The 24293-nt window shown below is 69.9% G+C and carries 23 protein-coding genes; 13 read left to right on the forward strand and 10 right to left on the reverse strand.

Going from position 1 to position 24293, the window contains the following annotated elements; genetic code table 11:
- The 3 genes from K8640_RS01090 to K8640_RS01100 all read left to right on the forward strand — a co-directional run bounded on the left by K8640_RS01090 (position 1) and on the right by K8640_RS01100 (position 2767).
- A complete protein-coding gene (locus tag K8640_RS01090) occupies positions 1-990 on the forward strand; it encodes an ABC transporter ATP-binding protein (protein WP_223745383.1) in 990 nt (329 codons plus the stop codon).
- Positions 987-1844, forward strand: coding sequence for an ABC transporter permease (locus K8640_RS01095; protein ID WP_223745384.1), 858 nt, complete (start codon positions 987-989; stop codon positions 1842-1844). Before K8640_RS01090 ends, K8640_RS01095 begins: the two co-directional genes overlap by 4 nt.
- Before the next feature lie 83 nt (positions 1845-1927).
- On the forward strand, positions 1928-2767 hold the full coding sequence (locus K8640_RS01100; protein WP_223745385.1) for a carboxypeptidase regulatory-like domain-containing protein: 840 nt from the start codon (positions 1928-1930) through the stop codon (positions 2765-2767).
- Between the two features lie 117 nt (positions 2768-2884).
- On the opposite strand, the gene K8640_RS01105 is transcribed toward K8640_RS01100, so the two are convergent.
- The 4 genes from K8640_RS01105 to K8640_RS01120 are packed head-to-tail and all read right to left on the reverse strand — an operon-like array spanning position 2885 to position 5969.
- Entirely contained in the window at positions 2885-4480 is a 1596-nt protein-coding gene (locus tag K8640_RS01105) for an ATP-binding protein (RefSeq protein ID WP_305070632.1), read from the reverse strand.
- Entirely contained in the window at positions 4480-5160 is a 681-nt protein-coding gene (locus tag K8640_RS01110) for a response regulator transcription factor (protein ID WP_046715302.1), read from the reverse strand. The genes K8640_RS01105 and K8640_RS01110 overlap by 1 nt, the downstream gene beginning before the upstream one ends.
- 14 nt (positions 5161-5174) lie before the next feature.
- Positions 5175-5417, reverse strand: coding sequence for a hypothetical protein (locus tag K8640_RS01115; protein ID WP_141328574.1), 243 nt, complete (start codon positions 5415-5417; stop codon positions 5175-5177).
- A gap of 36 nt (positions 5418-5453) precedes the next feature.
- A complete protein-coding gene (locus K8640_RS01120) occupies positions 5454-5969 on the reverse strand; it encodes a periplasmic heavy metal sensor (protein WP_223745386.1) in 516 nt (171 codons plus the stop codon).
- A 351-nt stretch (positions 5970-6320) separates the two neighbouring features.
- Here K8640_RS01120 and K8640_RS01125 point away from each other — a divergent pair, with 351 nt between their 5' ends.
- Positions 6321-6524: a cold-shock protein gene (locus tag K8640_RS01125; RefSeq protein ID WP_046715299.1), complete on the forward strand. Its 204-nt coding sequence runs from the start codon at positions 6321-6323 to the stop codon at positions 6522-6524.
- Between the two features lie 203 nt (positions 6525-6727).
- Entirely contained in the window at positions 6728-7096 is a 369-nt protein-coding gene (locus tag K8640_RS01130) for a cupin domain-containing protein (RefSeq protein ID WP_223745387.1), read from the forward strand.
- Between the two features lie 14 nt (positions 7097-7110).
- Here K8640_RS01130 and K8640_RS01135 read toward each other — a convergent pair whose 3' ends face one another.
- Positions 7111-7539 (reverse strand): hypothetical protein, encoded by a 429-nt coding sequence (locus tag K8640_RS01135; protein WP_223745388.1) that lies wholly within the window; start codon positions 7537-7539, stop codon positions 7111-7113.
- A 166-nt stretch (positions 7540-7705) separates the two neighbouring features.
- Here K8640_RS01135 and K8640_RS01140 point away from each other — a divergent pair, with 166 nt between their 5' ends.
- Positions 7706-8839 (forward strand): hypothetical protein, encoded by a 1134-nt coding sequence (locus tag K8640_RS01140; RefSeq protein WP_223745389.1) that lies wholly within the window; start codon positions 7706-7708, stop codon positions 8837-8839.
- Between the two features lie 21 nt (positions 8840-8860).
- Here K8640_RS01140 and K8640_RS01145 read toward each other — a convergent pair whose 3' ends face one another.
- A complete protein-coding gene (locus K8640_RS01145; RefSeq protein ID WP_223745390.1) occupies positions 8861-11095 on the reverse strand; it encodes a hypothetical protein in 2235 nt (744 codons plus the stop codon).
- Positions 11092-11832, reverse strand: a complete 741-nt coding sequence (locus tag K8640_RS01150) for a hypothetical protein (protein WP_223745391.1) — start codon at positions 11830-11832, stop codon at positions 11092-11094. The genes K8640_RS01145 and K8640_RS01150 overlap by 4 nt, the downstream gene beginning before the upstream one ends.
- Before the next feature lie 149 nt (positions 11833-11981).
- On the opposite strand from K8640_RS01150, the gene K8640_RS01155 reads away from it, so the two are divergent.
- A complete protein-coding gene (locus K8640_RS01155) occupies positions 11982-12890 on the forward strand; it encodes a hypothetical protein (RefSeq protein ID WP_223745392.1) in 909 nt (302 codons plus the stop codon).
- A 267-nt stretch (positions 12891-13157) separates the two neighbouring features.
- On the forward strand, positions 13158-13514 hold the full coding sequence (locus K8640_RS43015; protein WP_223745393.1) for a putative metal-binding motif-containing protein: 357 nt from the start codon (positions 13158-13160) through the stop codon (positions 13512-13514).
- Between the two features lie 62 nt (positions 13515-13576).
- Here the strand turns inward: K8640_RS43015 and K8640_RS01165 are convergent, their stop codons facing one another.
- Positions 13577-18682, reverse strand: coding sequence for a CARDB domain-containing protein (locus K8640_RS01165; RefSeq protein ID WP_223745394.1), 5106 nt, complete (start codon positions 18680-18682; stop codon positions 13577-13579).
- 127 nt (positions 18683-18809) lie between these two features.
- Positions 18810-20351 (reverse strand): gliding motility protein, encoded by a 1542-nt coding sequence (locus K8640_RS01170; protein WP_223745395.1) that lies wholly within the window; start codon positions 20349-20351, stop codon positions 18810-18812.
- Between the two features lie 183 nt (positions 20352-20534).
- Between K8640_RS01170 and K8640_RS01175 the strand changes: the two genes are divergently transcribed.
- The 3 genes from K8640_RS01175 (at position 20535) to K8640_RS01185 (ending at position 21837) form a co-directional block, all read left to right on the forward strand.
- Positions 20535-20816 carry a hypothetical protein gene (locus K8640_RS01175; protein ID WP_223745396.1) on the forward strand — a complete coding sequence of 94 codons (282 nt, stop codon included), beginning with the start codon at positions 20535-20537 and terminating at the stop codon, positions 20814-20816.
- Positions 20817-21027: 211 nt separating this feature from the next.
- Positions 21028-21375 carry a hypothetical protein gene (locus K8640_RS01180; RefSeq protein WP_223745397.1) on the forward strand — a complete coding sequence of 116 codons (348 nt, stop codon included), beginning with the start codon at positions 21028-21030 and terminating at the stop codon, positions 21373-21375.
- Positions 21376-21504: 129 nt separating this feature from the next.
- The gene (locus K8640_RS01185) at positions 21505-21837 is read left to right on the forward strand and encodes a hypothetical protein (RefSeq protein ID WP_223745398.1); all 333 of its coding nucleotides are present in this window, start codon (positions 21505-21507) and stop codon (positions 21835-21837) included.
- A 17-nt stretch (positions 21838-21854) separates the two neighbouring features.
- Here K8640_RS01185 and K8640_RS01190 read toward each other — a convergent pair whose 3' ends face one another.
- Positions 21855-22652, reverse strand: coding sequence for a LuxR C-terminal-related transcriptional regulator (locus K8640_RS01190; RefSeq protein WP_223745399.1), 798 nt, complete (start codon positions 22650-22652; stop codon positions 21855-21857).
- A 235-nt stretch (positions 22653-22887) separates the two neighbouring features.
- On the opposite strand from K8640_RS01190, the gene K8640_RS01195 reads away from it, so the two are divergent.
- Positions 22888-23604 carry a hypothetical protein gene (locus K8640_RS01195; protein WP_223745400.1) on the forward strand — a complete coding sequence of 239 codons (717 nt, stop codon included), beginning with the start codon at positions 22888-22890 and terminating at the stop codon, positions 23602-23604.
- A gap of 156 nt (positions 23605-23760) precedes the next feature.
- Entirely contained in the window at positions 23761-24252 is a 492-nt protein-coding gene (locus K8640_RS01200; protein ID WP_223745401.1) for a hypothetical protein, read from the forward strand.
- Positions 24253-24293: the final 41 nt, after the last annotated feature.

Consider the following 24293-nt stretch of genomic DNA (forward strand, 5'->3'; position numbering starts at 1 on the left):
ATGCCTGATACCTCGGTTCACACCCCTCCACCCGCGCTGCTCCACCTCGAGGGGCTGACCCGACGCTTCAAGGACCGCGTGGCCGTGGACGGCCTCACGCTGTCGGTGCGGCCCGGCGAAATCCTGGGCCTGTTGGGCCCGAACGGCGCCGGCAAGTCCACCACCTTCCAGATCCTGGCGGGCCTGCTCGCGCCCGACGCGGGGCAGGTGCGCTTCGCCGGCCGCGAGCTGTCCCTGAGCGACCCGGCGCTGCGCCGGCAGATGGGCATCATCTTCCAGCGCGGCAGCCTGGATGACCTGCTCACCGCGCGGGAGAACCTGATGCTCGGGGCCCGGCTGTACGGGCTGACGGGCGAGCGGGCCCGCGAGCGCGTGGAGTCCATGCTGGGGCTCATCGGCCTGTTGGACCGGGGCGACGAGCGGGTGGGCACGTGGTCCGGGGGCATGCGCCGCCGGCTGGAGCTGGCCCGCGCGCTGGTGCACCAGCCCCGCGTGGTGTTGATGGACGAGCCCACGCAGGGCCTGGACGAGGCCGCCTTCCGCACCTTCTGGGCGCACCTGAAGCGGCTGCGCGACGCGGAGGGGCTGACGGTGCTGCTCACCACGCACCGGGCCGACGAGGCCGAGGTCTGCGACAGGCTGGCGGTGCTCGACGCGGGGAAGCTGGTCGCGTGTGACACGCCGGCCGCGCTGGCCGCGCGCATGGGCGGGGACCTCCTCACGGTGGAGGCGCCCGAGCCGGAGACGCTGGCCCGGGAGGTCCGCGAGAAGCTGGGCGTGGACGCGAAGGTGGTGGAGGGGCGGGTGCAGGTGGAGGCCCGGCAGGGCCACGCGCTGGTGCCCCGGTTGGTGGAGTCCTTCCCGGCGGGGCGGATGACGTCCGTCGCGCTGCGCCGCCCCACGTTGGCGGATGTGTTCCTGCAGCTCACCGGGCGCGCGCTGGGCGCCGACGTGCCGGCCGTGGAGGCCGCGCCGAGGAGACGCCGATGAACGCCGAGGTTTCCACCGCGCAGCCGCCCCCCGTGGCCGAGGACGCGCGGGCACCGGGCGCGCCGGGCACGCTGGCGCTGCAGTGGGCGACGGTGCGGGTGCTGATGGCGCGCGACGTGGTGCGCTTCTTCCGTCAGCCCAGCCGCGTGGTGGGCGCGCTGGCGCAGCCCATCCTGTTCTGGTTCGTCATCGGCTCGGGCTTCGCGGGCTCGTTCCGCGTCGAGGGCGCGCAGGGGCTGGGCTACCAGCAGTTCTTCTTCCCGGGCGTCGTCACCATGGTGCTGTTGTTCAGCGCCATCTTCGCCACGATTACGGTCATCGAGGACCGCCGCGAGGGCTTCCTCCAGGCGGTGCTCGCGGGGCCGGGCTCCCGGCTGGCGGTGGTGCTGGGCAAGGCGCTGGGCTCGTCCGCGATTGCCCTGATGCAGGCGTCCTTGTTCCTGCTGCTGGCGCCGCTCGCCGGCGTGAGCGCGGCCACCCTGGACCTGCCGCTGCTCGTGGCGGTGATGGTGCTGTCGGCGCTGGCGCTGACGGGCATGGGCATGTCGCTGGCGTGGTGGGTTCGCTCGAGCGCGGGCTACCACGCGGTGATGAGCATCGTGATGCTGCCCATGTGGGTGCTGTCCGGGGCCATGTTCCCGCTGAAGGGCGCGGACACCTGGCTGTCGTGGGTGATGGTGCTCAACCCGATGCGCTTCTCCGTGGAGGGCGTGCGGCGCGCGCTGTACGGCGCCGAGGCGTCCGTGGCGGTGGGCTCGCCCCTGTCCGGCGCGGGCTGGGAGGTGCCGGTGCTGCTGGCGTTCGCGGCGGTGTTCCTGGGGCTGGCGGCGGCGAGCGTCAGCCGGCGCGAATAGCGCGGACGGGCCGTTGGACAGGTCCGCGTCCTTTGACTACGAGGGAGCGCGGACGAAGTACCGGTTCACCGAGGAGATTGCACATGACGCTGCGCACGCTCGGCCTGTCGATGCTGGGAGCCGCGGGGCTGTTGGCCCTGCCCGCTTGCAAGAAGGAGGAGGCCCCGGCCACGCCTCCGCCCGCCGCGCCCGCCCAGGCGGCTCGCGCGCCCGAGGAGAAGGCGCCGCACGCCGCCACGCCCATCCAGGCGCCGGGGCAGACGACGAACGTCCCCGTGGGCAAGGGCGAGGTGAAGGGCACGGTGACCTTCACGGGCACGGCGCCCGTCGCGGCGGACCTGCCGCCCAGCGCGGACCCTGCCTGTGAGGGGCGGGCGTCGAAGGACGAGGCGGTGCTGGTGAAGGACGGCAAGCTGCGCAACGTGCTGGTGCGCGTGCGAGGCGCTGTGCCGGGGGCCTCCACGGTGCCGAGCGAGCCGGTGGTGGTGGACCAGTCGAAGTGCACCTACGTGCCGCGGGTGCAGGGCGCGGTGGCGGGGCAGCCCGTCGTCTTCAAGAACAGCGACGGCACGCTGCACAACGTGCGCGGCGTGGTGGGCACCAAGTCGGCCTTCAACGTGGCCCAGCCGCCCTCGGGCGCGCCGGTGCAGAAGTCCGTGCCCGCCGCGGATGACGTGCTGAAGCTCAAGTGTGACGTGCACCCGTGGATGACCGCGTTCGTGGTGAGCAACCCGAACCCGTTCTTCGCCACCACGGGAGAGGACGGCACCTTCGCCATCCAGGGCCTGCCCGCGGGCACGTACACCCTGGAGGCGTGGCACGAGACGTTCGGCACCAAGAGCGCCGAAGTCACGGTGAAGGACGACGCGCCGGCCACCGTCGCCTTCGCGTTCACCGCCGAGGACGCGTCCGCGAAGAAGTAGGGCTGGGAGGGGCGCCTTCCGCGAGACGAAAGGCCCCTCGCGGCGCGGGCCTCGCGCACGACGCAGGGTCCGCTTCGATGGAAAGGGCTCCTCGCCACGTTCGCGAGGAGGCCCCGCCTACGCCGCGGGCTGCTCCAGCGAGCCCGGCGGCCCCGCCTTCTTCACCGTGAAGCCCACGCGGGCGCCACCGCCCTCGCGGTTCTCCGCGAACGTCTCGCCACCGTGGGCCTTCGCGATGCGCTGCACCAGCGCGAGCCCCAGTCCCAGTGAGCCCGCCTCGCGGGCCTCGCCGCCCCGGTCCTTCCGGTAGAAGGGCTGGAAGATGCGCTCCTCCTCACCCTGGAGGAGCCCCGGACCCCGGTCCTCCACGCAGAAGCACATGTCCTCCTCGCGCTCCTCCACCCGCAGCGTGCTCGCGCCGCCGCCGTGCTTGCGCGCGTTGTCCAGCAGGTTGACCAGCGCGCGCCCCAGCAGCGTCGCGTCGCCCACCAGCACCGCCTCCGGCAGCTCCGAGTCGAGCAGCTCGGGCGGCAGCCCCGCGCGCTCCAGCGCCTGACTCGCCAGCGTGCGCCCATCCAGTACCCGGGGCGTGAGCTGTCCGAAGTCCAGCCGCGAGCTCGCCAGCAGCTCGCCCACCAGCGCGTCCAGCTCCACCACCTCGCGGTCCACCTGGTCCAGCGTCTTGGGATTCCCGCCGCCGTCGCGCAACAGCTCCGTCAGCACGCGCATCCGCGCCAGCGGCGTGCGCAGCTCGTGCGACACCGCCGCGAGCAGCTCGCGCTGGTCCGCCACCTGCTTCTCGATGCGCCCCGCCATGTCGTTGAAGGCGACCGCCAGCACGGTGAACTCACCCGTCGCGTGGGGGAGGACCTCGGCGCGAGCGTCGAGCCGTCCGGCGCCCAGCGCCTTGGTGGCCTGCACCAGCGCATCCACGGGCTTGGCCAGCCTGCGCGCCATCTTCCCCGAGGCCATCCACAGCATGAGGCACGCGGCGACCAGCGGGAGGATCAACTTCATCTTGTTCTTGGCGCGCTCGCTCCCGTAGCACAGCCGCACCTGCCCCAGCGTGGTGTCTCCGCGCACCACCGGGAGGGACATCTCGGTGCTGTTGCACAGCCCTCCGGCCAGCACGAGCAGCTTGCCCGACGCGTCCTTCAGCTCCACGTCGATGTCCAGGTCCCGCGCCACCGACTGCGCCAGCGCCTCCCTGCGCGCGGGCTCGTCCCAGACCTCCTCGAAGCGGTGGCTCGCGAAGTTCTTGAGCCGGACCATCTCCTGCTTCCAGGTGGTGCCTCCGACGATGTTGAACACCAGGCCCACGACCAGGCCCGTCAGGGAGATGGTCAACCCGAACCACATGAACAGGCGCCGGTGCAGCCGGGAACGCACGAAGTGGCCCAACCGGCTCATGCGCCAGTGACTCCAGCGCGCCTGATGGTGTCGCCGCCACCGCTCGATGTGCTCGTGCCGGGGATGCTTCCCCCAACCCCCGGGACGTCGTCCCCAGCCCGGACGCTTGTCCGACGCGGAGTCGTCGTTCGCCCACTGTCCACCCTGTCCCTGGGCCCGTGCCTCCTCCACCTCGCGGTGGAGCCAGCGTGAGAACTCCTCGGCCTCCTCGCAGCTCAAGTCCCACGGGCCGCAGTCGTCGCGGCGCCAGGGGGAGGAGCGCCTCGGCTCGCCCTTGCCACCCTTGTCGTCCCGGTGGCCCATCAGAGGCCCTCTTTGGCGAAGACGTAGCCCACGCCGCGCACCGTCTTGATGAGCCGCGTGCCGATGTCGCCCAGCTTCTGCCTCAAGTGGGAGATGTGCACGTCGACCGTGCGCTCGCCCACCACCGTGTCGCTGCGCCCCGCCTCACCCAGCAGCGCGTCCCGGGGGATGACGCGGCCCGCGCGGCGCACCAGCGCCACCAGCAGGTCGAACTCCAGCCCCGTCAGGTCCACCAGCTTGCCCTCCGCTCGCACCTCGCGCCCGGCCACGTCGATGGACAATCCGCCCGCCTCCAACCGGTCCGCCACCGCCGACGGCTGCGAGCGCCGCAGCACCGCCCTCAAGCGCGCCAGCAGCTCCCGGGGACTGAAGGGCTTGGGAAGATAATCGTCCGCGCCCAGCTCCAACCCCACCACGCGGTCCGTCTCGTCACCCTTCGCGGTGAGCATGACGACGGGGATGCGGCTCTTGGCGCGGATGCGCTTGCACACCTCGAGGCCGTCCATGCCCGGCATCATCACGTCCAGCAGCACCGCGTCGTAGGCACTGGCCTCCAGCGCGGCGAGCCCCCGCCCCCCATCCGGGGCATGCGTCACACTGACGCCGTTCTGCCCGAGGTACTGCGCGAGCAGTTCATACATGCGGGTGTCATCGTCGATGAGCAGGACGCGTGTGGACATGGACGGAGTCGATACTAACGCGGCCCGGGCGCTGGAGCCTGGGTCGTGGTGGAGGACGGCGAGCCGGCGGTCGCGGTGGCGTCCGGGGGGCACTCGGGCCCGTTGGCCGCGGGCGCTCGACGTCCCCAGCGCTCCGCGCCCCTGTCGCCGCGACAGGGACCGTGGTGGCGAGAGAGGCTCTGGAAGCCGGAGATGAAGCCTCCGATGACTCCCAGGGTGAGGACGACGATGAGGATGCCGCGGCGGGGTCGCATCATGAACATGGGGTTCCTCGATTCGTGTGTGAGAGGGTTTCAGACCATCGGGTGGTCATCGCCTCGCCAGCCCTGGTGCCCGCCGCAGCGGCGCCCGTGCCACCCGGGGCCCGCGCCGTGGCCATGGCCCCAGCCGTGCTCGAGCACGTCCGCCAGCTCACGGCGCTGGCGCGGGTCCAGTGCCTCGTGCACCTGCGACAGCGCGCCCTGGAGCGTCTTGCGCGCGTTGTCCACCGCGACGTCGTGGCGGGCGAAGAGCTCCCGCAGCGCGGCGCCGTCGAAGTGCTCCCCCCTGAGCGCGGTGCCAATCGCGGCGCGGCTGGGGCGCACCTCGTCACGCAGCTTGTCGAAGGCCTCGGTGAGCTCCTCGGTCGCCTGGATGATGACCTTCTCCTGGCCCGGAGAGGTCTCCAGCCGCTCGAACAGCCAGCGCAGGCGCATCCGCCAGCCGAAGCGACCTCCCCGCCGAGGTCCATGGTGGCGCCAGCCTCGGCCACCCCGCACGGTGTAGATGAGGCCGGCCAGACAGGCCGAGCCGAACAGAAATCCGAACATGAAGGTCCTGCTCCTTCCCAGCGGAGCGGGCCGGGATGGCGCGCCTCCGTCTTGGATGGGCAGGAAGGTAGAGGGCGGGTGTGAAGCCAACGCCCGGGGCCCCGTGAAGAAACGTGAAGGGCTTTCGCACCGTCCCGGGATGAAGGGGCGAATGTGGCCTGTTGACCTCTGGAGCGATTTTCAGCCCCTGGGACTGTCCTCTGGCCGACGACCGCCTGCCCGCTGGGTGGGGGTCGGGTGGACAAAACGGTCCTTGAGGTAGATTCTCGCTTCAGTGTCGGAGCGATGTCCGCCCCGCACTGGCGGTCCGGCTGGTCCCGGGTCGCCGTCTAGCAGAAAGAAGAAGGTCACATGGCATTCGGTACTGTGAAGTGGTTCAACGACGCCAAGGGTTTCGGCTTCATCGCGCAGGACAGCGGTGAGGACGTGTTCTGCCACCACACCGCCATCAACATGGATGGCTTCCGCACCCTGCAGGAGGGGCAGAAGGTGGAGTTCGAGGTGACCCGTGGCCCCAAGGGGCTGCAGGCCCAGAACGTCCGCGCGGCGGGCTAATCGCGTCATCCTGGCCACCCTTGAGTGAGCCCGAGGCCCGGTCTTCCCTAGGGGAGGCTGGGCCTTCGTCTTTGCGGGCTCAGGGCCGCGGGGCAGGCGGGCGTGGGCGCCAGCCGCGTCGGGCCGGGCGTCGGGGCTTACCTTCGACGGGAACGCGCGGCGCATCCGCCGCCAGACGCCCGAGGGCGAAGGGGACGCGAGCCATGGGGGATACCAGCGTGAAGAAGGTGGAGAGCCGGCACTCGCCCCGGGGAGAGATGGGGCAGAAGTACCTGGCCTCCGGCGTGCGGCTGTCCATGCGGCTGTGGGAGGACGAGCCGCCAGGGGAGCCCAAGCCCGCCGCGCCGCGTGACTACGAGACGGTGGGCTTCGTGCTGAAGGGCCGCGCGGAGCTGCATCTGGAGGGGCAGCTCATCCTGCTCAACCCCGGTGACTCGTGGCTCGTGCCGCGCGGCGCCAGCCACACGTACAAGATTCTGGAGACCTTCTCCGCGGTGGAGGCCACCAGCCCTCCGGCCGCCGTGCACGGCCGCGACGAGGGCGCGCGCGAGCAGAAGCCCGCGAAGGCGTGACGGAGCGGCGGGGCTCAGGGCTTGGGCGGGGCCTCCTCGAGAGGCACCGCCGCCTCCAGCGCGACGTCCGAGCTCGCCCGCGCGGCGTCGCGGCACTGGATGGTGCCCTTCACCCAGTGCCGCCGGTTCACGGGAGAATCCGTGACGATGATGGACGTACTGGAGCTCTTCCCGACGAAAAGGAGCGGCCCGCCCTGGCTCCCCGTGTCGAAGGACCAGTCGTACTCGCGCCCCCCACAGAGCTCCGCGGCCCGCCGGTGGAAGTAGCCTTGCAGCGTGCCCAGGTGTGTCTGCGGATTGCCGCGCACCTCAATCTGGATGACGCCCGGGGCCACCTCCATGTCGTGATAGCCGCCCGAGCCCGTCATCGGCTGGTAGGGTGTGACGCAGCCCGCGCAGAGCAGCGGCACGCAGGCGGTGAGGACTCGGCGCGAGAGGGTCATCCCCTGTCTATTCGGAAGCAGCCTCGCTTCCTGGTCGTGCACCGCTTCTTCGGAGGTGCTGCTCCAGGAGGGAGAGGATGCGCGTGAAGGTCCTCGCGCCGTAGCGGTTCCAAGGATTGTATCCTCGCGCCGAGGCGGGGTCCCCCAACCGCCACCTGGAGACCCCATGCATCCGAAGAGGCGTCATCGATGGTCTGCTCGCTGCGCGGTGCTCGGCTTGGGCGTCGCGCTCATCGTCGCGCCGGGCTGCTCGAGCGACGACTCGCCCGGCGTGGATGTCCCAAACCCGCTGACCAATCCCAAGGACGGTCCGCCGGCCGGCAACCCGAACGCGGAGGCCACCTGCGGCGTGCCCGCGGAGGCGGGGCTCGCGGATGTCTCCAGGCCCACCACCGTCGTCGGCACGGGCACGCCCGCGAGCTGCACGAGCGCCGCGTTCATCGACGCCGTGGCCAAGGGCGGCGTCATCACCTTCGACTGTGGGCCGGAGCCGGTGACGCTCACGCTCGACCGGACGGCGAAGGTCTTCAACGACAAGGGGCCGGACATCGTCATCGACGGAAAGGGATTGGTGACGCTCAGCGGCGCGGGCCGGCACCGCATCCTGTACATGAACACCTGTGACAGGAATCAGGTCTGGACCACCGCGCACTGCGACAACCAGGACCACCCCCGGCTGACGCTCCAGAACCTCACCTTCATCGACGCCAGCTCCAAGAGCGAGACGGAGTTCGACGGCGGCGGCGCGGTCTGGGTTCGCGGTGGCCGCGTGAAGGTCATCAACTCCCGCTTCTTCAACAACGCATGCGCGGATGTCGGCCCCGACGTGGGCGGCGCCGCGCTGCGGGTGTTCGACCAGTACAATGACTTGCCCGTGTACGTGGTGAACACGACCTTCGGAGGCAAGGCGGGCTATGGCGGGGCCTGCTCGAACGGCGGCGGCATCAGCAGCATCGGCGTGTCATGGACCGTCATCAACAGCCTGTTCTCCCACAACCGGGCCATCGGCAACGGCGCCAATCCCTCGCGTCCGGGGACGCCGGGTGGCGGCAGCGGCGGCGCCATCTACAACGACGGCAACAGGATGACGCTGTCCCTGTGCGGCACGCGAATCGAGCACAACGAGGTCAACGCGCACGGCAGCGCCATCTTCTTCGTCAGCAATGACCACTCGGGGGACATCCGCATCGACCGCTCGGTCATCCAGAACAACCTGGGCGGCTCCTGGTACGTGACGCACCCCCAGATTTCGAATCACTCGGACACGCCCATCACCGTCACCAACTCCACGATTCAGTGACGGACCGGCCGTGACGGGGCGCTAATAGACATAGGGCACCTGCTGGGCCCAGGTGCTCTTGCCGTAGTGCCGGTGCAGATGGCGGAAGGCGGCCATGGCCTCGGGGGTGTTCTGGTTGCAGACCCGCTTGCTGGCGCGCACGGCGCGGTACAGGGCGATGGGCGAGCGAGGGTCCTTCGGATGCTCCTTGGCCCAGGCGAGCGCGACCTTCGAGAAGTACACCACGGCGCTCCCCGCCTCGACAATCCGTTGCCATTCCGAGACCGCCGTCACGCGCTCCTCCTCACTCACGAAGGAGAACGGTGTCGCCTGCACCGGGTACAGTGTGCACCACCAGTTGTCCTTCCCGGAGGTGAAGGTGGTGAGGCCGGGGTGCCAGATGCGCCTCGGGTCGGTCACCTGGGTGACCGAGAGCACGGGCAGCCCCATCACGAGCAGCCGCGCCTCGAACATCCGCTCCTCGACGGTCGTCCTGCCGAGCATCGCGCGCAGCTCGCTCCGGGCGGCGGCCTCCGACTCGGCCAGCATTGTCGCCAGGGCCTGGAGGGTCTCATCATCGCCCAGGATGGCGGCGCGCACGAAGGCGGTCCATCGCAGTTGCTGGCGATGGGCCGGGGGGACCTGCTCGTCGCCGCTCAGCGCGACCAGGCGACGCGCGGTGATGGGCGTGTTGAGGAGGGAGAGCGCCGCGTAGCTGAAGGCCGCGGGCTGCTCCATGCGACCGTCGGCCAGGGTGGGGCGGGTCCACGGTGCTTCCTCGGCGACGCGCTCCAGGGCGATGCCCAGGAAGGCCTCCCAGCTCGTGGCGAGCAGGAGCCGCTCAGCGTGGACGAACTTGTTGCTCGTGGGGCGTGCCCGCACCTGCTCGAGTGGCACGGCGGCCAGGCGCTCGCGTGCCGCGTCCAGCAATCGCTGCTCCCGCAGCAGCCTCACGGTGTGCAGCGCGAGGGTCAGCCCTTGGGGGGCGGAGAGGGGCACCCGGGCCGCCGCGACGAGCAGCGCGCCCACCTCCGGAGAGTCTCCCCGCGCCTTGAGCATCGCGGCGACGAGCCAGGGGGCGAGGTGGGTCTGCTTCCATCTCGCGAGCGCCACGACATAGGCCTCCCGCTTCTGCTGCTCCTGCTCCGGGGTCCAGGTCTCGGCGGCCTGCTGCATGACGTGAATCCACTGGAGCAGCTCCTGGGTGGGCGCGGGGCTCGACGGACACTTGCGACCCGGCTCGAACGACAGGTCGAAGTCGCCCAGCTCCGCCGCGAGCGCGGACCCCGTGCCGGGCTGGAGCACGAGCGTCGGCAGCGTGCAGGCCCACGCCTCGCGTTGCGTGCGGGAGCGGACGAGGCTGCGCAGGCGCCGGGTCTGCGCATGGACGGCGCGCAGTCGAGGCCTCGCGAGGATGCGGGTGATGGTCGCATCCGCCTCGTCGAGGCGAGCCATGAAGCGGGCTTGCTCCTCGGGCCGTCCGCTGCCCCAGGGGCTGTGCTCCTTGAGGGCCCGGCGCACCTGCGTGCGGGCCACGAGATACGCGGCGCGGGTCCGGTAGGGGGTGTCGCGGTGTCCCTCGATGGCCTGGAACGCGGCGAGGGCCTCGTCGAAGCGGCTGCAATACAGGTGCGAGGCGGCGACCTGGTAGTCGCGCTCGGCCTGCCGGCGGGCCTGCACCGACGCGGAGGGTTTAACGGGGCGCCCGACGTCATCGAGGTCCCCGGCGCTCAGCGCGGGCAAGGGCTGGCAGGAGCCCGCGAAGATTGCGTTCTGGGCGTCGACCCACTCGAGCAGCAGCGCCGGGTGCTTTCGCCACAGCCGGGACAAGGTCCCCACGGTCTCCGCGGCGCGCTCGAACGCGTCGCCGTGGATGTGACGTTCCTCCTCCGGGATGTCGGAGCGGGGGGATGTGAGTCTCGCGGAGTCCAGGCCGAGGGAGTGCAGGGCCAGCGACCTGGCCTCGTTCCAGACACCCTGCTCCTTCGAGGTGTCACCGCGCTCCAGCTCGCCTTCCATGCGCTTCCAGGTGTCCACCACCGCGCGCTGTTCCTCGGGTGTGGTGGGCACCCCCATCATCCAACGCCACGCATAGGCGAGGTGCATGGGGTGGTGTGTGCCCGCGAGCATCTCCAGGTGCCCCGCGGCGAAGCGCTCGAAGGGGGCGTCGGGATGCGAGTACATGCTGGCCTGATCACCCCCGGGACCACATGCCTCGGCCGGAGCGGCGGGCCACGACAGGAGGAGCCACAGGCAGAGCGCGAGGAGGGGCTTCATGGCGTCAGGTCCTTCAGGGCCTGGGCGAGCGACTCCGACGTCCAGGGGCGGGGGTTGAAGAGGTAGAGCGTGTCCACGCCGGAGGGCGCGCGGTGTCGCTCGTCGAGCGCGAGGCCCACGCTTCGGCCACACGGCGCCGCGCCGCCGCGCGCGAACCGGGCGCGCCACGTGGGCCCCTCCGGGCCCATGCGGAACAGCTGGGGGACGACCTCGTCCACGGGGGCCTGCTCCAACCAGCTCCCCTGCGTGCACCACGAGGCGAGCCCGGTGATGGACAAGGGACGCGAGGCGCCCAGCAGCTCGCGCGTCTGGCGCAGCAACGCCAGATACGCCGCCTGCTCCGACTCGCGGGCGTCGAAGTCGATCTGGAGCATGGACACGTCCCGGTCGCGGGCCAGGTCGACCAGGCGCTGGGCCACCCCGCGCAGCTGGGCGGGCGAGTAGTGCGCCAGTGAGGCGCCGTCGCGCATCTCCAGGCGGATGGTGCCGCGAGGGCGCTTTCCGGCCGGAAGCCGGATGGGCTGTTGGCGCGAGTGGGTGCGCCATCGCGACGCGCGCAGCTCCAGCGTCGCCAGGAGGACGGACACCTCGACGGAGGGATTCTCGAGGAAGCTCAAGTCCTCGGGGCGCTCCCACGCCCACAGGACGACGCGGGGGGCGAGTGGGGGCGCCGGCTGGAGCGGACACGACACGGCCAGGCCCAGGAGCAGGGTGGCGAGACTGCCACGGCGTGGCATTGCGGCCTCATGCGGGTTGGGGGAATGACGGGCGAGCGTGGCCACGGGACCGCGCCCCTCACGATAGAGCAATGCCAGTGCCAGACGGCGGCGAGGCTCGTGGCGGGCGGGGCTATCGAAAACACCCGCGCACGCTTGATGATGGTGTCATGCCCAGGTCTCTGGAATGCCGCGTCACGTTGCTGGTCGCCCTGTCCATGCTGGTGCCAGGGTGGGCCGTCGCGGCGTCCCCGACCGTGGGGAGCGCGCCGGTGACGCTCCGCTGGAAGGTGCCGCCGTCCTCGCTCGGCTATTCGTACACGATGGACACGATGTCCCCGAAGTCGAGCACCATGAAGGTGGACATCTCCGGCGTCCGGCTGCGGGGCGAGCCCGCCGGCAAGCGCAAGAAGCTGTTCGAGATGGCGCAGCCGACCCAGTCCGCCATGGCGCTCGTGCTGTCCCCGAAGCCCTCGGGTGACGTGGCCGCGCGGGTGGTGGTGACGAAGATGGAGATTCCCAAGACGAAGCGCGCGTCGAAGGAGGCCAAGGAGCTGGCCCGGCAGCTGAAGGCCATGGAGGGCGGCGTGCAGATTCGGGCCACCCTCACGCCCTCGGGGCTGGTCACCAGCGACTTGAAGCGCGAGCACCGCAACCTGGTGGCCTTCATGGTGGAGCTGCCGTCGCGCCCGGTGTCCGTGGGCGACGTGTGGACCCACAGCGCCGACCTGGTCGACATGGGGAAGAACTGGAACGGCGAGAGCGACGCCATCAACCGCGTGGAGCTGGTGTCCCTGGAGCGCGAGGCCGAGGGCACCACGGTGGCCGTCATCGACTTCACCGTCGCGGAGCGCCACGCCGGCCGCTACGAGAACCCCGCGCTGGCCAAACCCATCCCCGCCACCATGGAGATGTCCTATGTGGGGCGCGGCGAGTTCCTCGTCGAGGAGGGCCGCTGGCGCCGCGTCGCGGGGGAGATGGCCACCCTTGCCAAGGGCGTGGTCTCCGTGGACTCCGCGCAGCGCTTCGTCATGGTGCCGCTGGAGCCCATCCCTCCGGAAGTCCTCTCGGCCCAGTAGCGCGCCTCGGCGCTCCTTCCACACCGGGTCATTCGGAACTGGGGGACTGACACCTGGCTCGGGTGTCACGGCTCACCCGTGTTTCATTGTCGATGCTTGGGTTACGGTCACCGGCCCTCCCATGTCTTGATTCCCCCACGGATACCCCGGTCTCGGGAGGAAGGCCGAGGTGTGTCAGGAGTGGCGCTCTTGAAAGGCAGACAGTGGCAGCAGGACCCCCAGGGTTCCGCTGGTGTCGGGCGGCCTTGTTGGCATTGGGGATGGGTTGTGGCGAGACGCTGCCCATCGACGCGTCGGAGTCGGAGTCGCGGACCCAGCGCGGTTCGCTCGCGGGCGGGCAGTCGGTGGCGCGGGTCGCGGCGGGGGCGTACCACTCGCTACCAGGACGGGGACGGCTACGGGCACGGCGGCCATTGGCAGTACGCGTGCAACCGTCCGAGGGGCTACACGAACAACGGCATCGACTGCCACGACAGCAATGCGTCCATCAACCCGGGACAGGCGGAGTCCTGCTGGGACACCATCGACAACAACTGCGATGGGTACATCGCCCCGTACTGCGGCGGGCCGACGAACCCCAATCCCAACCCGTGCAATGGCGACCCCTTGTGCCATGAGCCCTGAGTGAGACCCTCCGCCGGGCATCCCGTGTCGTGGGATGCCCGGCGGTGCTTCAGTGTCGCGCGCTACGGGGTGACGATGAGCCCGGTGACGCGGGTGTTGTTGTCCTCACGCAGCTCGTGCAGTGACTCGGTGGCATCCACGAATGCGCCCAGGTGGTAGGCGCCGGCCAGTCCCATCGCGCCGGGCGGGAGGTTGGCCGACACGGTCAGCGGCTGGGTGCTGCAGCTGTTCGGGTTCAGCGAGTTGAGGCTCGCGACCCCGAGGAGGGCCTGGTCCGGCGCGGGCTGCACCGAGTCCGGGGTGAGCACCGTGCCGAGCGAGGTGTAGAGGTGCACGCTGCTCGGGTCGCTGGGCTGGGTGCCCTGGTTGCAGACCGTCACCGTGGCGGTGAAGGAGTTCCCCATCCGGACGAAGGAGGGACCCGTCAGCGCGGTGACCACCAGGTCCGCCTTGTTGCCGACGCCCACGAGCCCCTTGATGAAGATGTTGTTGTCCTCGCGCAGCTCCTGGACGTTCGCGTCCTCGTCGACGATGGCGCCCACGTAGTAGGCGCCCTCGGTGTTGTAGGCGTCCGGAGGCAGATGGGGCGTGAGCTGGGTGGACACCGTGGTGCAGTTCCCAGGGAGGAGCGAGGGCACGGGGACGTAGCCCAGCGGCGACTGGTCCATCGGCGGATAGGGCGGCGAGTTGGCGCCCATCGCCGTCAGCGCGTCGTCCATGGACAGGTACAGCTGCACGTGGCTCGGCGTGCTGCCCTCCGTGCCCTGGTTGCACACCGTCACGGTGCCCGTCACGGTCTGCGAAGGGAACCCGTCCAACTGGAAGCTCGGCGGCACGCTCATGCCGGTGATGACGAGGTCCGCCTTGCTGCCGATGCCGACGAGGCCATGGATGAACGTGTTGTTGTCCTCGCGCAGCTCCTGGACGTTCTCGTACTCGTCGACGATGGCGCCGATGAAGTACGCGCCGTCATGGCCCTGCGCGTCCGGAGGCCGGTTGGGCCAGATGTCCGTGGTGATGGTGGTGCAGTGGCCGGAGGCCAGGTTCGGCACCCAGGCGCTGCCCGCGTACATCTGGTCGGTGACGGGGTAGGGCGGCATGCTGGGGCCCATGGAGGTCAGCTGGTCGTCCATGGAGATGTAGAACCGGACCTCCGTGGAGTCGCTCAGGGAGGTACCCTGGTTGCAGACCGTCACCGAGGCCGTCGGGGTCGGCGAGGAGGGGCCGCTGGTGCGCAGGCTGGGCGGCACCACCATGCCGGTGATGACCAGGTCGGCCCTGTGGCCGACACCGACGAGGCCGTGGATGAACGCGTTGTTGTCCTCGCGCAGCTCCTGCTCGTCGTCCTGCTCATCGACGATGCCGCCGACGTAGTACGCGCCCTCGAGGCCCTGCGCCGCCGGAGGCATCACGGAGGAGAGCGGGACGCTCACGGTGGCGCAGCGTCCGGCGAAGAGCGAAGGCACCGGGGCCATTCCGAGCGGCGCCTGGTCCATGACGGGGTAGGGCGGCGTGTTGGGTCCCATGGCGGTCAGCGTGTCATCCATGGAGAGGTAGAGCCGGACCTGCGTCGACCCGCTGTCCTGCGTGCCCTGGTTGCACACCGTCACCGAGGCCGACACGGAAGAAGCAGGACCGTTCCGGAGGCTCGGCGGCACCACCATGCCGGTGATGACCAGGTCGGACCCGTTGCCGACGCCGACGAGGCCATGGATGAACGCGTTGTTGTCCTCGCGCAGCTCCTGGACGTTCGCGTCCTCGTCGACGATGGCGCCCACGTAGTACGCGCCGTTGTTGCCCTGCGCGTCCGGAGGCGGCTGGGGCGTGAGCTGGGTGGACACCGTGGCGCAGTGTCCGGGGAAGAGCGAGGGCACGGGGACGAAGCCCAGCGGTGACTGGTCCATGGGCGGATAGGGCGGCGCGTTGGGACCCATCGCCGTCAGCACGTCATCCATGGACAGGTACAGCCGCACCTGCGTCGACGTGCTGTCCTGCGTGCCCTGGTTGCAGACCGTCACCGTGCCCGTCACGGGCTGCGACGAAGGAGACCAGCCGGTGCGGAGGCTGGGCGGCACCTTCATGGCGGTGACGACGAGGTCCGCCTTGTCGCCGATGCCGACGAGGCCGTGGATGAACGCGTTGTTGTCCTCGCGCAGCTCCTGGACGTTCTCGTACTCGTCGACGATGGCGCCGATGAAGAACGCGCCGTCACGGCCCTGCGCATCCGGGGGGCGGTTGGGCCAGATGTCGGCGGAGGCGGTGACGCACTGGGTGGGGTAGAGGTTCGGCACCCAGGCGCTGCCCGCGTACACCTGGTCGGTGACGGGGTAGGGCGGCATGCCGGGGCCCATGGAGGTCAGCTGGTCATCCATGGAGATGTAGAGCCGGACCTCCGTGGAGTCGCTGTGGGAGGTGCCCTGGTTGCAGACGGTGACCTTTGCCTTCGGGGGCTGCGAGGAGGGGTAGCCGCTGGTGTTCAGGCTGGGCGGCACCACCATGCCGGTGATGACCAGGTCGGACTTGTTCCCGAAGCCGACGAGGCCGTGGATGAACGCGTTGTTGTCCTCGCGCAGCTCCTGCTCGTCGTCCTGCTCATCGACGATGCCGCCGACGTAGTACGCGCCCTCGAGGCCCTGCGCCGCCGGAGGCAGCGAGGCCGCGAGCGGGGTGGACAGGGTGGCGCAGCGTCCGGGGTAGAGCGAGGGCACGGTGGCGAAGCCCAGCGTGGACTGGTCCATCGGCGGATAGGGCGGCGGATTGGGCCCCATGGCCGTCAGCGTGTCATCGACGGACAGGTACAGCCGCACCTGCGTCGACCCGCTGTCCTGCGTGCCCTGGTTGCACACCGTCACCGAGCCTGTCTGGGGTTGCGAGGACGGGTAGCTCTGGGAGCGGAGGCTCGGCGGCACCACCATGCCGGTGATGACCAGGTCGGACCCGTTGCCGACGCCGACGAGGCCATGGATGAACGCGTTGTTGTCCTCGCGCAGCTCCTGGACGTTCGCGTCCTCGTCGACGATGGCGCCCACGTAGAAGGTGCTGTCCGTGTAGGAGGCATCCGGAGGCAGATGGGGCGTGAGCTGGGTGGACACCGTGGCGCAGCGCCCGGGGAAGAGCGAGGGCACGGGGACGAAGCCCAGCGGCGACTGGTCCATCGGCGGGTAGGGCGGCATGTTGGCGCCCATCGCCGTCAGCGCGTCGTCCATGGACAGGTACAGCCGCACCTGCGTCGACGTGCTGTCCTGCGTGCCCTGGTTGCAGACCGTCACCGTGCCCGTCACGGGCTGCGACGAAGGAGACCAGCCGGTGCGGAGGCTGGGCGGCACCTTCATGGCGGTGACGACGAGGTCCGCCTTGTCGCCGATGCCGACGAGGCCGTGGATGAACGCGTTGTTGTCCTCGCGCAGCTCCTGGACGTTCTCGTACTCGTCGACGATGGCGCCGATGAAGAACGCGCCGTCACGGCCCTGCGCATCCGGGGGGCGGTTGGGCCAGATGTCGGCGGAGGCGGTGACGCACTGGGTGGGGTAGAGGTTCGGCACCCAGGCGCTGCCCGCGTACACCTGGTCGGTGACGGGATAGGGCGGCATGCCGGAGCCCATGGAGGTCAGCTGGTCGTCCATGGAGATGTAGAGCCGGACCTCCGTGGAGTCGCTGTGGGAGGTGCCCTGGTTGCAGACGGTGACCTTCGCCTTCGGGGCCGGCGAGGAGGGGTAGCTGCTGCCGCGCAGGCTGGGCGGCACCTCCATGCGGGTGATGACCAGGTCCGCCTGGACTCCGAAGCCGACGAGGCCGTGGATGAACGCGTTGTTGTCCTCGCGCAGCTCCTGCTCGTCGTCCTGCTCATCGACGATGCCGCCGACGTAGTACGCGCCCTCGAGGCCCTGGGCCGCCGGAGGCAGCGCGGGCGAGAGGTTCGTGGAGACGGTGGTGCACTGTGAAGAGAAGAGCGAGGGCACCGGAGCATGTCCGAGCGGCGCCTGGTCCGTGACGGGCTGCGGCGGCGCGTTGGGGCCCATGGCGGTCAGCACGTCGTCCATGGAGAGATAGAGCCGGACCTGCGTCGGCCCGCTGGGCTGCGTGCCCTGGTTGCACACCGTCACGGAGCCCTTGGGCTGCTGCGACGAAGGGTATCCGCTGTTGTGCAGACTGGGCGGCACCACCATGGCGGTGATGACCAGGTCGGACCCGTTGCCGGCGCCGACGAGGCCGTGGATGAACGTGTTGTTGTCCTCGCGCAGCTCCTGGACGTTCGCGTCCTCATCGACGATGGCGCCCACGTAGTACGCGCCGTTGTTGCCCTGCGCGTCCGGAGGCAGCTGGGGCGTGAGCTGGGTGGACACCGTGGCGCAGCGCCCGGCGAACAGCGAGGGCACGGGGACGAAGCCCAGCAGCGACTGGTCCATGGGCGGATTGGGCGGCGCGTTGGGGCCCATCGCCGTCAGCACGTCATCCATGGACAGGTACAGCCGCACCTGCGTCGACCCGCTGTCCTGCGTGCCCTGGTTGCAGACCGTCACCGTGCCCGTCACGGGCTGCGACGAAGGATGCCAGCCGATGTGGAGGCTGGGCGGCACCTTCATGGCGGTGATGACGAGGTCCGCCTTGTCGCCGAAGCCGACCAGGCCGTGGATGAACGCGTTGTTGTCCTCGCGCGTCTCCGCCACGTTCTCGAACTCATCGACGAGGGCGCCGAAGTAGTAGGCCCCCTGGAGGCCATTGGCGTCCGGCGGCAGGTGGGGCCAGAGGTCCGCGGTGAGCGTGGCGCACTGACTGGGATACAGGTCCGGCACCCAGGCGTTGCCCACCTGCGCCTGGTCCGTGACGGGGACAGGCGGCGCGCTGGGCCCCCGGGACGTCAGCACGTCGTCCATGGAGATGTAGAAGCCCACCTCCGTGGAGTCGCTGTGGGAGGTGCCCTGGTTGCAGACGGTGACCTTCGCCTTCGGCGCCTGCGAGTAGGGATAGTTGCTGGCGCGGAAGCTCGGCGGCACCACCATGTCGGTGATGACCAGGTCCGGTCCATTCACCAGGGAACCCGTGCTGGCGCCCAGGTGGGTCGCTGGTGACGCCCCATCACCGCCGGAACAGCCGGTGCTCCCTGTGACCATCAAACCCAGCATCAGCAGACCGCTGCTGGCGGTCGTTCTCCATGCTGCCCTCTTCATGTCGTCTCCCTTTGCCGCGACGGATGGGGTGCCCCGAGGCCTTCCAGGGCGTGTCTCCCATTACGTGCGCGGCGTCTAAGGTGAAAAGACAGAAAACCATGGAGAACAGGGCGGGTGCCAGGACCCGCTAGAAGTCGCGAACCGAGTCCATCACCGCCACGAGCGCGTCGCGGTCCAGGGGGACGACGGACGCGTCACCGGCGGCCCTCAGCTTCCCATCCACGGCGTCGAGGATGCCCATCAGCGCGTCGTGGATGTGCTCTCGCTCCACGGTGAAGATGAAGGCGTGGCGCGCATCCAGCTTGTTGAAGCCCTCGGTGTAGTCCTTGACGATGGGGGTGAGCGCGGAGACGAGCGCGGACGGTGAGCCGCCGTGCTGGGGCGTGGCCGCGAGCGCGGCCGAGCGCGCCTGGCGATACAGCGCCGCCGCCTTCTTCGCCTTGGCCGGGGGGATGTTGTCCTCGCCGTCCCAGTGGCGGAAGGGATTGTCCAGGTTCTCCGCCAGCCACTCGGGCTTGCGCGGCTGTCGCACCGACACATCCACGCCCCGCTGCGCGGCGGCCTTGTAGGCCTTCTTCACGCTGGCGGCGACGTCGGCGGGGAGGCTGGTGAGCCACAGCCGCCCCAGGTCGGGGAAGTGCTCCGGCCCGGGGAACTCCTCGGGGGACATCCCGAACACCTCGTTGAACATGAGCACGCGAAGCCCGGTGAGCGCGCCCAGCTCCGCCGTGTCGCGCAGGTTTCCCGGCGCGCCCGTGGCCCGCAGCTCCGTGAGCTTGGGGAAGCGGCGGACGATGCTCCCGGCATCCAGCTCCCGGAAGGAATGCACGTGCAGCTCGTCCAGGGCATCCAGCCCGGACCAGACCCAGGAGGTGTCCTTCGTGTGCAGGTGCAGCCAGCGCCCGTCCGCCTCGGCGTGGATCCTCAGCCCGGGCGAGGCCTCTCCGAGCAGCGACAGCGTCTCCAGCTCGTCGTTGAGATACACCTCCTGGACCCCCGTGACGTCCAGCACGAATCGGCTCAGCCGCGCCCCGCGCACGTCCACCACGCGCTGGCCGTGGTTCGTCACCTGGGACTCGTAGACGAAGGGCCTGCGCCGGATGAAGTCGAACAATCCTGTGACAGGTGCATCCGCGTTGACCGACGTCAGGATGGGCAGCGCCTCGAACACCGCCAGGTCGGAGACGGCGCGGAGCCGGTCCGTGTCGAGCCGCTGCGTCGTGCGGCGCAGCTCCAGGCCGCCCAGCGTCACCAGCTCGCTGCGGTCCTCCTTGGCGATGGTCTGCTTGAAGAGGTCCCGGGTGGCCTGGGGAATGGTCTCCCAACGATGCTGGCTGAAGATGTGGCGGCCCGTGGGCCAGTGGCTGTAGCTGACGCTCTTCTCCGTGAGCAGCGGCGGCCGGTTGCCCACGTGGACGAAGCCATGCGGCACGTCGATGGGCGCCCAGACGTGGACGTGGTGCTCCTTCCAGAAGAAGAAGTTGACGACGATGGGCTTCATCGCCGCCACCGCCGCCGCGTCCGGGAGCTCGGGCCCCACCCAATCCAGGGACAGCACACAGGCCAGCTCGTCCTTCCCCTCCTGCTTCAAAGCCGTGACCTGCACCGCGGTGTAGGCCGCGAGCCGAGGGGTGTAGACGACGAAGATGTCACCGACGGTGGGCTTCATGTGCGAGCGAATCCGAGGGCAGGGTGGAGTGGCCCCAGTGTAGGTCGCGCCCTCGCTTGAAACAGTCCGCTCGGCCACGGTTCACCCGTGTTTCACGGCCCTCTCCGGGTAGACGGGGCGGACCCGGACTCGATATCGTTGTTACTGCAACTTCGACACAGTTCTCACGACAAGGGGCCCCGGATGACGCTGTCTCGTTGGGTGATTGGATTCTCCGCGTTGCTGCTCGGCGCTTGTGGTGGACCGGCCGAGATGGAGGAGGGTGTTGCTCCGGAGACCACGGCCTCGGTGGCGCAGCGCTCCGAGCCGCCGGGAGGGGGGCGCCAGGGCTTCCACCGGACGTACTACCACGACGCCGCGAAGACGCGGTGGGCGGGGGCGTTGCATGGGGACTGCTTGGGTTACATCACCCAGTCCGGCGTGGTGACGTCGTACTACGACGAGTACGCCTTCCTCTGTGAATGAGCGGTCGCGGCTGCGCCCTCGGGGCCGCAGGGCTCCGGGGGCGGGTCCTCGACGTCGTGGTGCCTCGGAAAACTGAGAGGGGCGGGCGGGGGCCGTGGATTTCCACGTGGCCGGACGCGAGGCCACGTGACGTTCGTGGTGCGCTCCGGACGAGGGCAGCGGCCTCCGGCCGGAGTTCGTTGCTGGCGTCTGTCTTGCTTTCGCGACGCGCATGACGTCGAGCAAGGGTCTCTCGAGGGTGCCGGGCAGGTCTGTTCCGGGATGGACGTGGCTCGTGGCGGTGGTGTTCCTGGCCGGCTGTCGTGGCCCCGAAGGCGAGCCGCCCCCGTCCTCCCACTCCCCCTTGTCGTTGAAGGGTGACCAGGTCCTGGGGCCGGAGTGCGAGGGCGTCGAGCTCACCTGTCCGGAGGGCTATGCCTGTGCCTGGTTCGACCTGGGGGCGGGCCGTGACATCCGCTGCGTCCAGTCCCCGGCCATCTGCGACCTGTTCACGTGCAGCTCCGGCGAGTGCATGGTGCTGGAGAGCCATCCGCTCCAGATCCGCTGCAGCGGCTCCTGACGGCGCGTCCCCGGCTCCAGGTGGGTCGAGCGCAGCTTCCTCGAAGTCCCGTCCGTCGCCAGCCCTCCGGTGCTCGACACCACGCGTCCACCAGCCCCGGTCTACAGTGCGCGGGTGACAGGAGCGGACATGCTGGAGCTGCAGGAGCGGTTCATCGAAGCACTGTTGGAGTCCGTCCCCGAGCCCTGGGAGCGCGTCGAGGTGCACTACGAGCGCTACGCGTGGGGCGGGGACACCTCTGAAATCTACGTGGCCAATGGCTTCCTTCACGAACAGCGCTCCGACGTGGACCTGACGCTGGAGGCGTTGGAGGCGCTGCGCACCTTGCAGGAGCACACCCCCGCGCGGCAGCGCGAGGCGTGGACCTGGCTGCTCTTCCGCCTCGACGCGGAGGGCAGGTACCACTTCGACTATCGCTATGGCGTGCCGCCCCTGGTGGCCCAGGAGATGGCGGCGCAGTGAGGAAGGCCCGCCCTCGCTCATCGCGGGGCGGGAAGGTCCTCCTCCTGGAGCAACAGGCGGGGCGCTCGGGGCAGGGCGCGGGCCTTCGCGAGCAGCTCGGTGCGGCTGCGCGCATCCAGCCGCTTGTGGAGGGCCTTGCTGTAGTCATGCACCGTCGCGGGGCTGAGCCCCAGCCGCTCGGCCACCTCCTTCTCGCCGAGGCCCGCCTGGAACAGCGCCAGGACCTGTTGGAGCCGCCGGGGGAGTCGCAGGGCCTGGGCGCTGCGCCACAGGAGCCCCAGCTCGCCGTGGAGCAGGTGGATGAGCTGGCGCTCCCGCGCGTCGAACGGACCCGAGGAGGACTCCCTGAAGAGGAAGACGAAGTGCATGGCCCGGTGCTCGGGGACGTGGAGCGCCGACAGCAGATAGTGATTGAGCCGGGCGGGGCGGTAGTGCTCGTTGAAGATGGTGGACGCATACCAGCTCCGGTCGCTCGCGAGCTCCTGCCTCGGCGCCGTGAAGGTGTCCTCGCCGAGCTGCGCGATTCTGGCGTCGGAAGGGTCCAGCGCGGCCTCGTGACGCTCGCAGACCTGCATCCAGACGCGGCGGTCGGACGCCGTGGCCCACCCCAGGTCCACGCTGCCCTGGTGTCGTGACGCATCCAGGAGCGCTGCCTCCGGAGTCTCCGCCGCCATGCCGACCTGGGCGCCCACGAGCGTGCTCGTCCCGGCGACCAGGTGACGCCTCCACGCCAGCGTGTCGTGACTCAGCTGCCCCAGCTCATCGAGCAGGCGGAAGGCGTTGCGTGCGTCGCGCCACGTGACGAGGTCCGACATGCTCCCGAGGCTATCCCCTGTTCAGGGGAATGGTCATCTCCTCGGCAGCCCCTATCCTGTGTGAACCGAGGCGCTGGATTCCCGAAGGACGGGGCCTGTCTCTTGGTTTCTCGACATTCGTCAAAGCCCTCGCGGGATGGACCCTTGCGCCGACGCATCGTCTCGCGGGTCTCCATCCTTGGTTGTGTCCACCCAGGAGAGACTCATGCATCTGGTTCGTTGGTGTCTTTGTGTTGTGTCTGTGTTTGTCGCGGCCTGTGGGAGCGTCGAGGGCGCCTCCGAGGCCGTGGGGCCGCCGGAGGTCGTGGAGGCGCAGTCGGCGGAGCTGCGCGCCTGTTCGACGTCGCTCGACTGCCGCGCGAACTGTGTCTGCACCAACGGCGTCTGCTCCGGAGGGGGCTTCGGTCCGCCTCCTCCCGCGGGTTACTGCGACGTGCCGCCGGTGCGCGCCTGCACGACGGGGGCGGACTGCGCGTCGGGCTGCTCCTGCTCGAACAACGTCTGCGTCGACAACGGCAAGTTCAGCCCGCCCGCCAATTGCCTGGTCGCGCCGCCGGATGCGTACGAGAGCGATAACTCCCACACCACGGCCTCGTCCTACGTGGGGACGCCGCAGCTCGGGCACACCTTCCACAAGGCGCAGGACGCGGACTGGGTGCTCGGGGCAACGAGCCTCCACCAGCTCTTGACGGTGGAGGTCTACAACCTGCGCAACACCGGAGAGCTTCGGGTGGATGTCCATGCCTATGACTTCGCCACCCGCACCCTGGGGGCCCTGCTGGCCAGCACGCAGACCCTGGTCTGCTCCGACCTCACGCCCAGCTGCAGGATGTTCCGGACGTCGGTCAACGTGGCGCCGGGCGTCTACGCCGTGAAGGTCACCGACACGCGCACCGTCCCCGCTGGCTCCGACTGGCGGCCCACCCCGACGTATGACTTGAAGATGTACTGAGCAGCGCCATCGAGGGCGGAATCCTCCCAGGAACGTGGGATTGTTCCGCCCTCGTGCGCGCGTGCAGACTCCGCGTGCCTTCGACGCTCATCGGTACGCGTGGGAGCGTCGGTGTGTGTGTCATTGACCATTCGATGAGGATGGGAGGGTGCCTGCATGCGGATGCGATTCGATGTGCCCCTGGCGGGGGTGGTCTTCCTGGTGGCGACGTTGACGGCGTGTGGCGGCGACGCCCCGACCGGGGACGAGCTCGTGCTGGAGAGCAGCGAGGCGGCGGTGTCCTGTCAGGTGACGCAGCAGTGCACGAACACCGCGGTGTCGTGCAGCTCCGCGAGCGGCATCTGTGCCTCGGGGGCGGACAATGGGGGCTGGGTGCAGTGCGATGGCGTGCGGACCTGGTGTCCCGCCGTCACCGCCTGCACCTGTCAGCCCGAGAGGCACTCGGTCGCGGGGGGCGGCACCCACCCCAGGTGTGCCGGGGCCTATCTCAGGGCCAGCGACGACGCCCGGGCGGCCGCGGCGGCGCAGTGTCCCCGGGGTGTCTGCAACGCGGTGGAGGAGCGAGGCGAGTGCTTCGCGACACGAGAGTCCGCCTCGGCGGAGGTGTTCTTGACCTTCTCGTGCATGGGACCGCCGAACTGTCAGTAATAAATTCCCTGAGGGGGGATGAGGGGCCGTGACGTTCCTCC

Origin of the sequence: Myxococcus sp. XM-1-1-1, assembly GCF_020037095.1 — a bacterium.
Lineage (GTDB): Bacteria > Myxococcota > Myxococcia > Myxococcales > Myxococcaceae > Myxococcus > Myxococcus fulvus.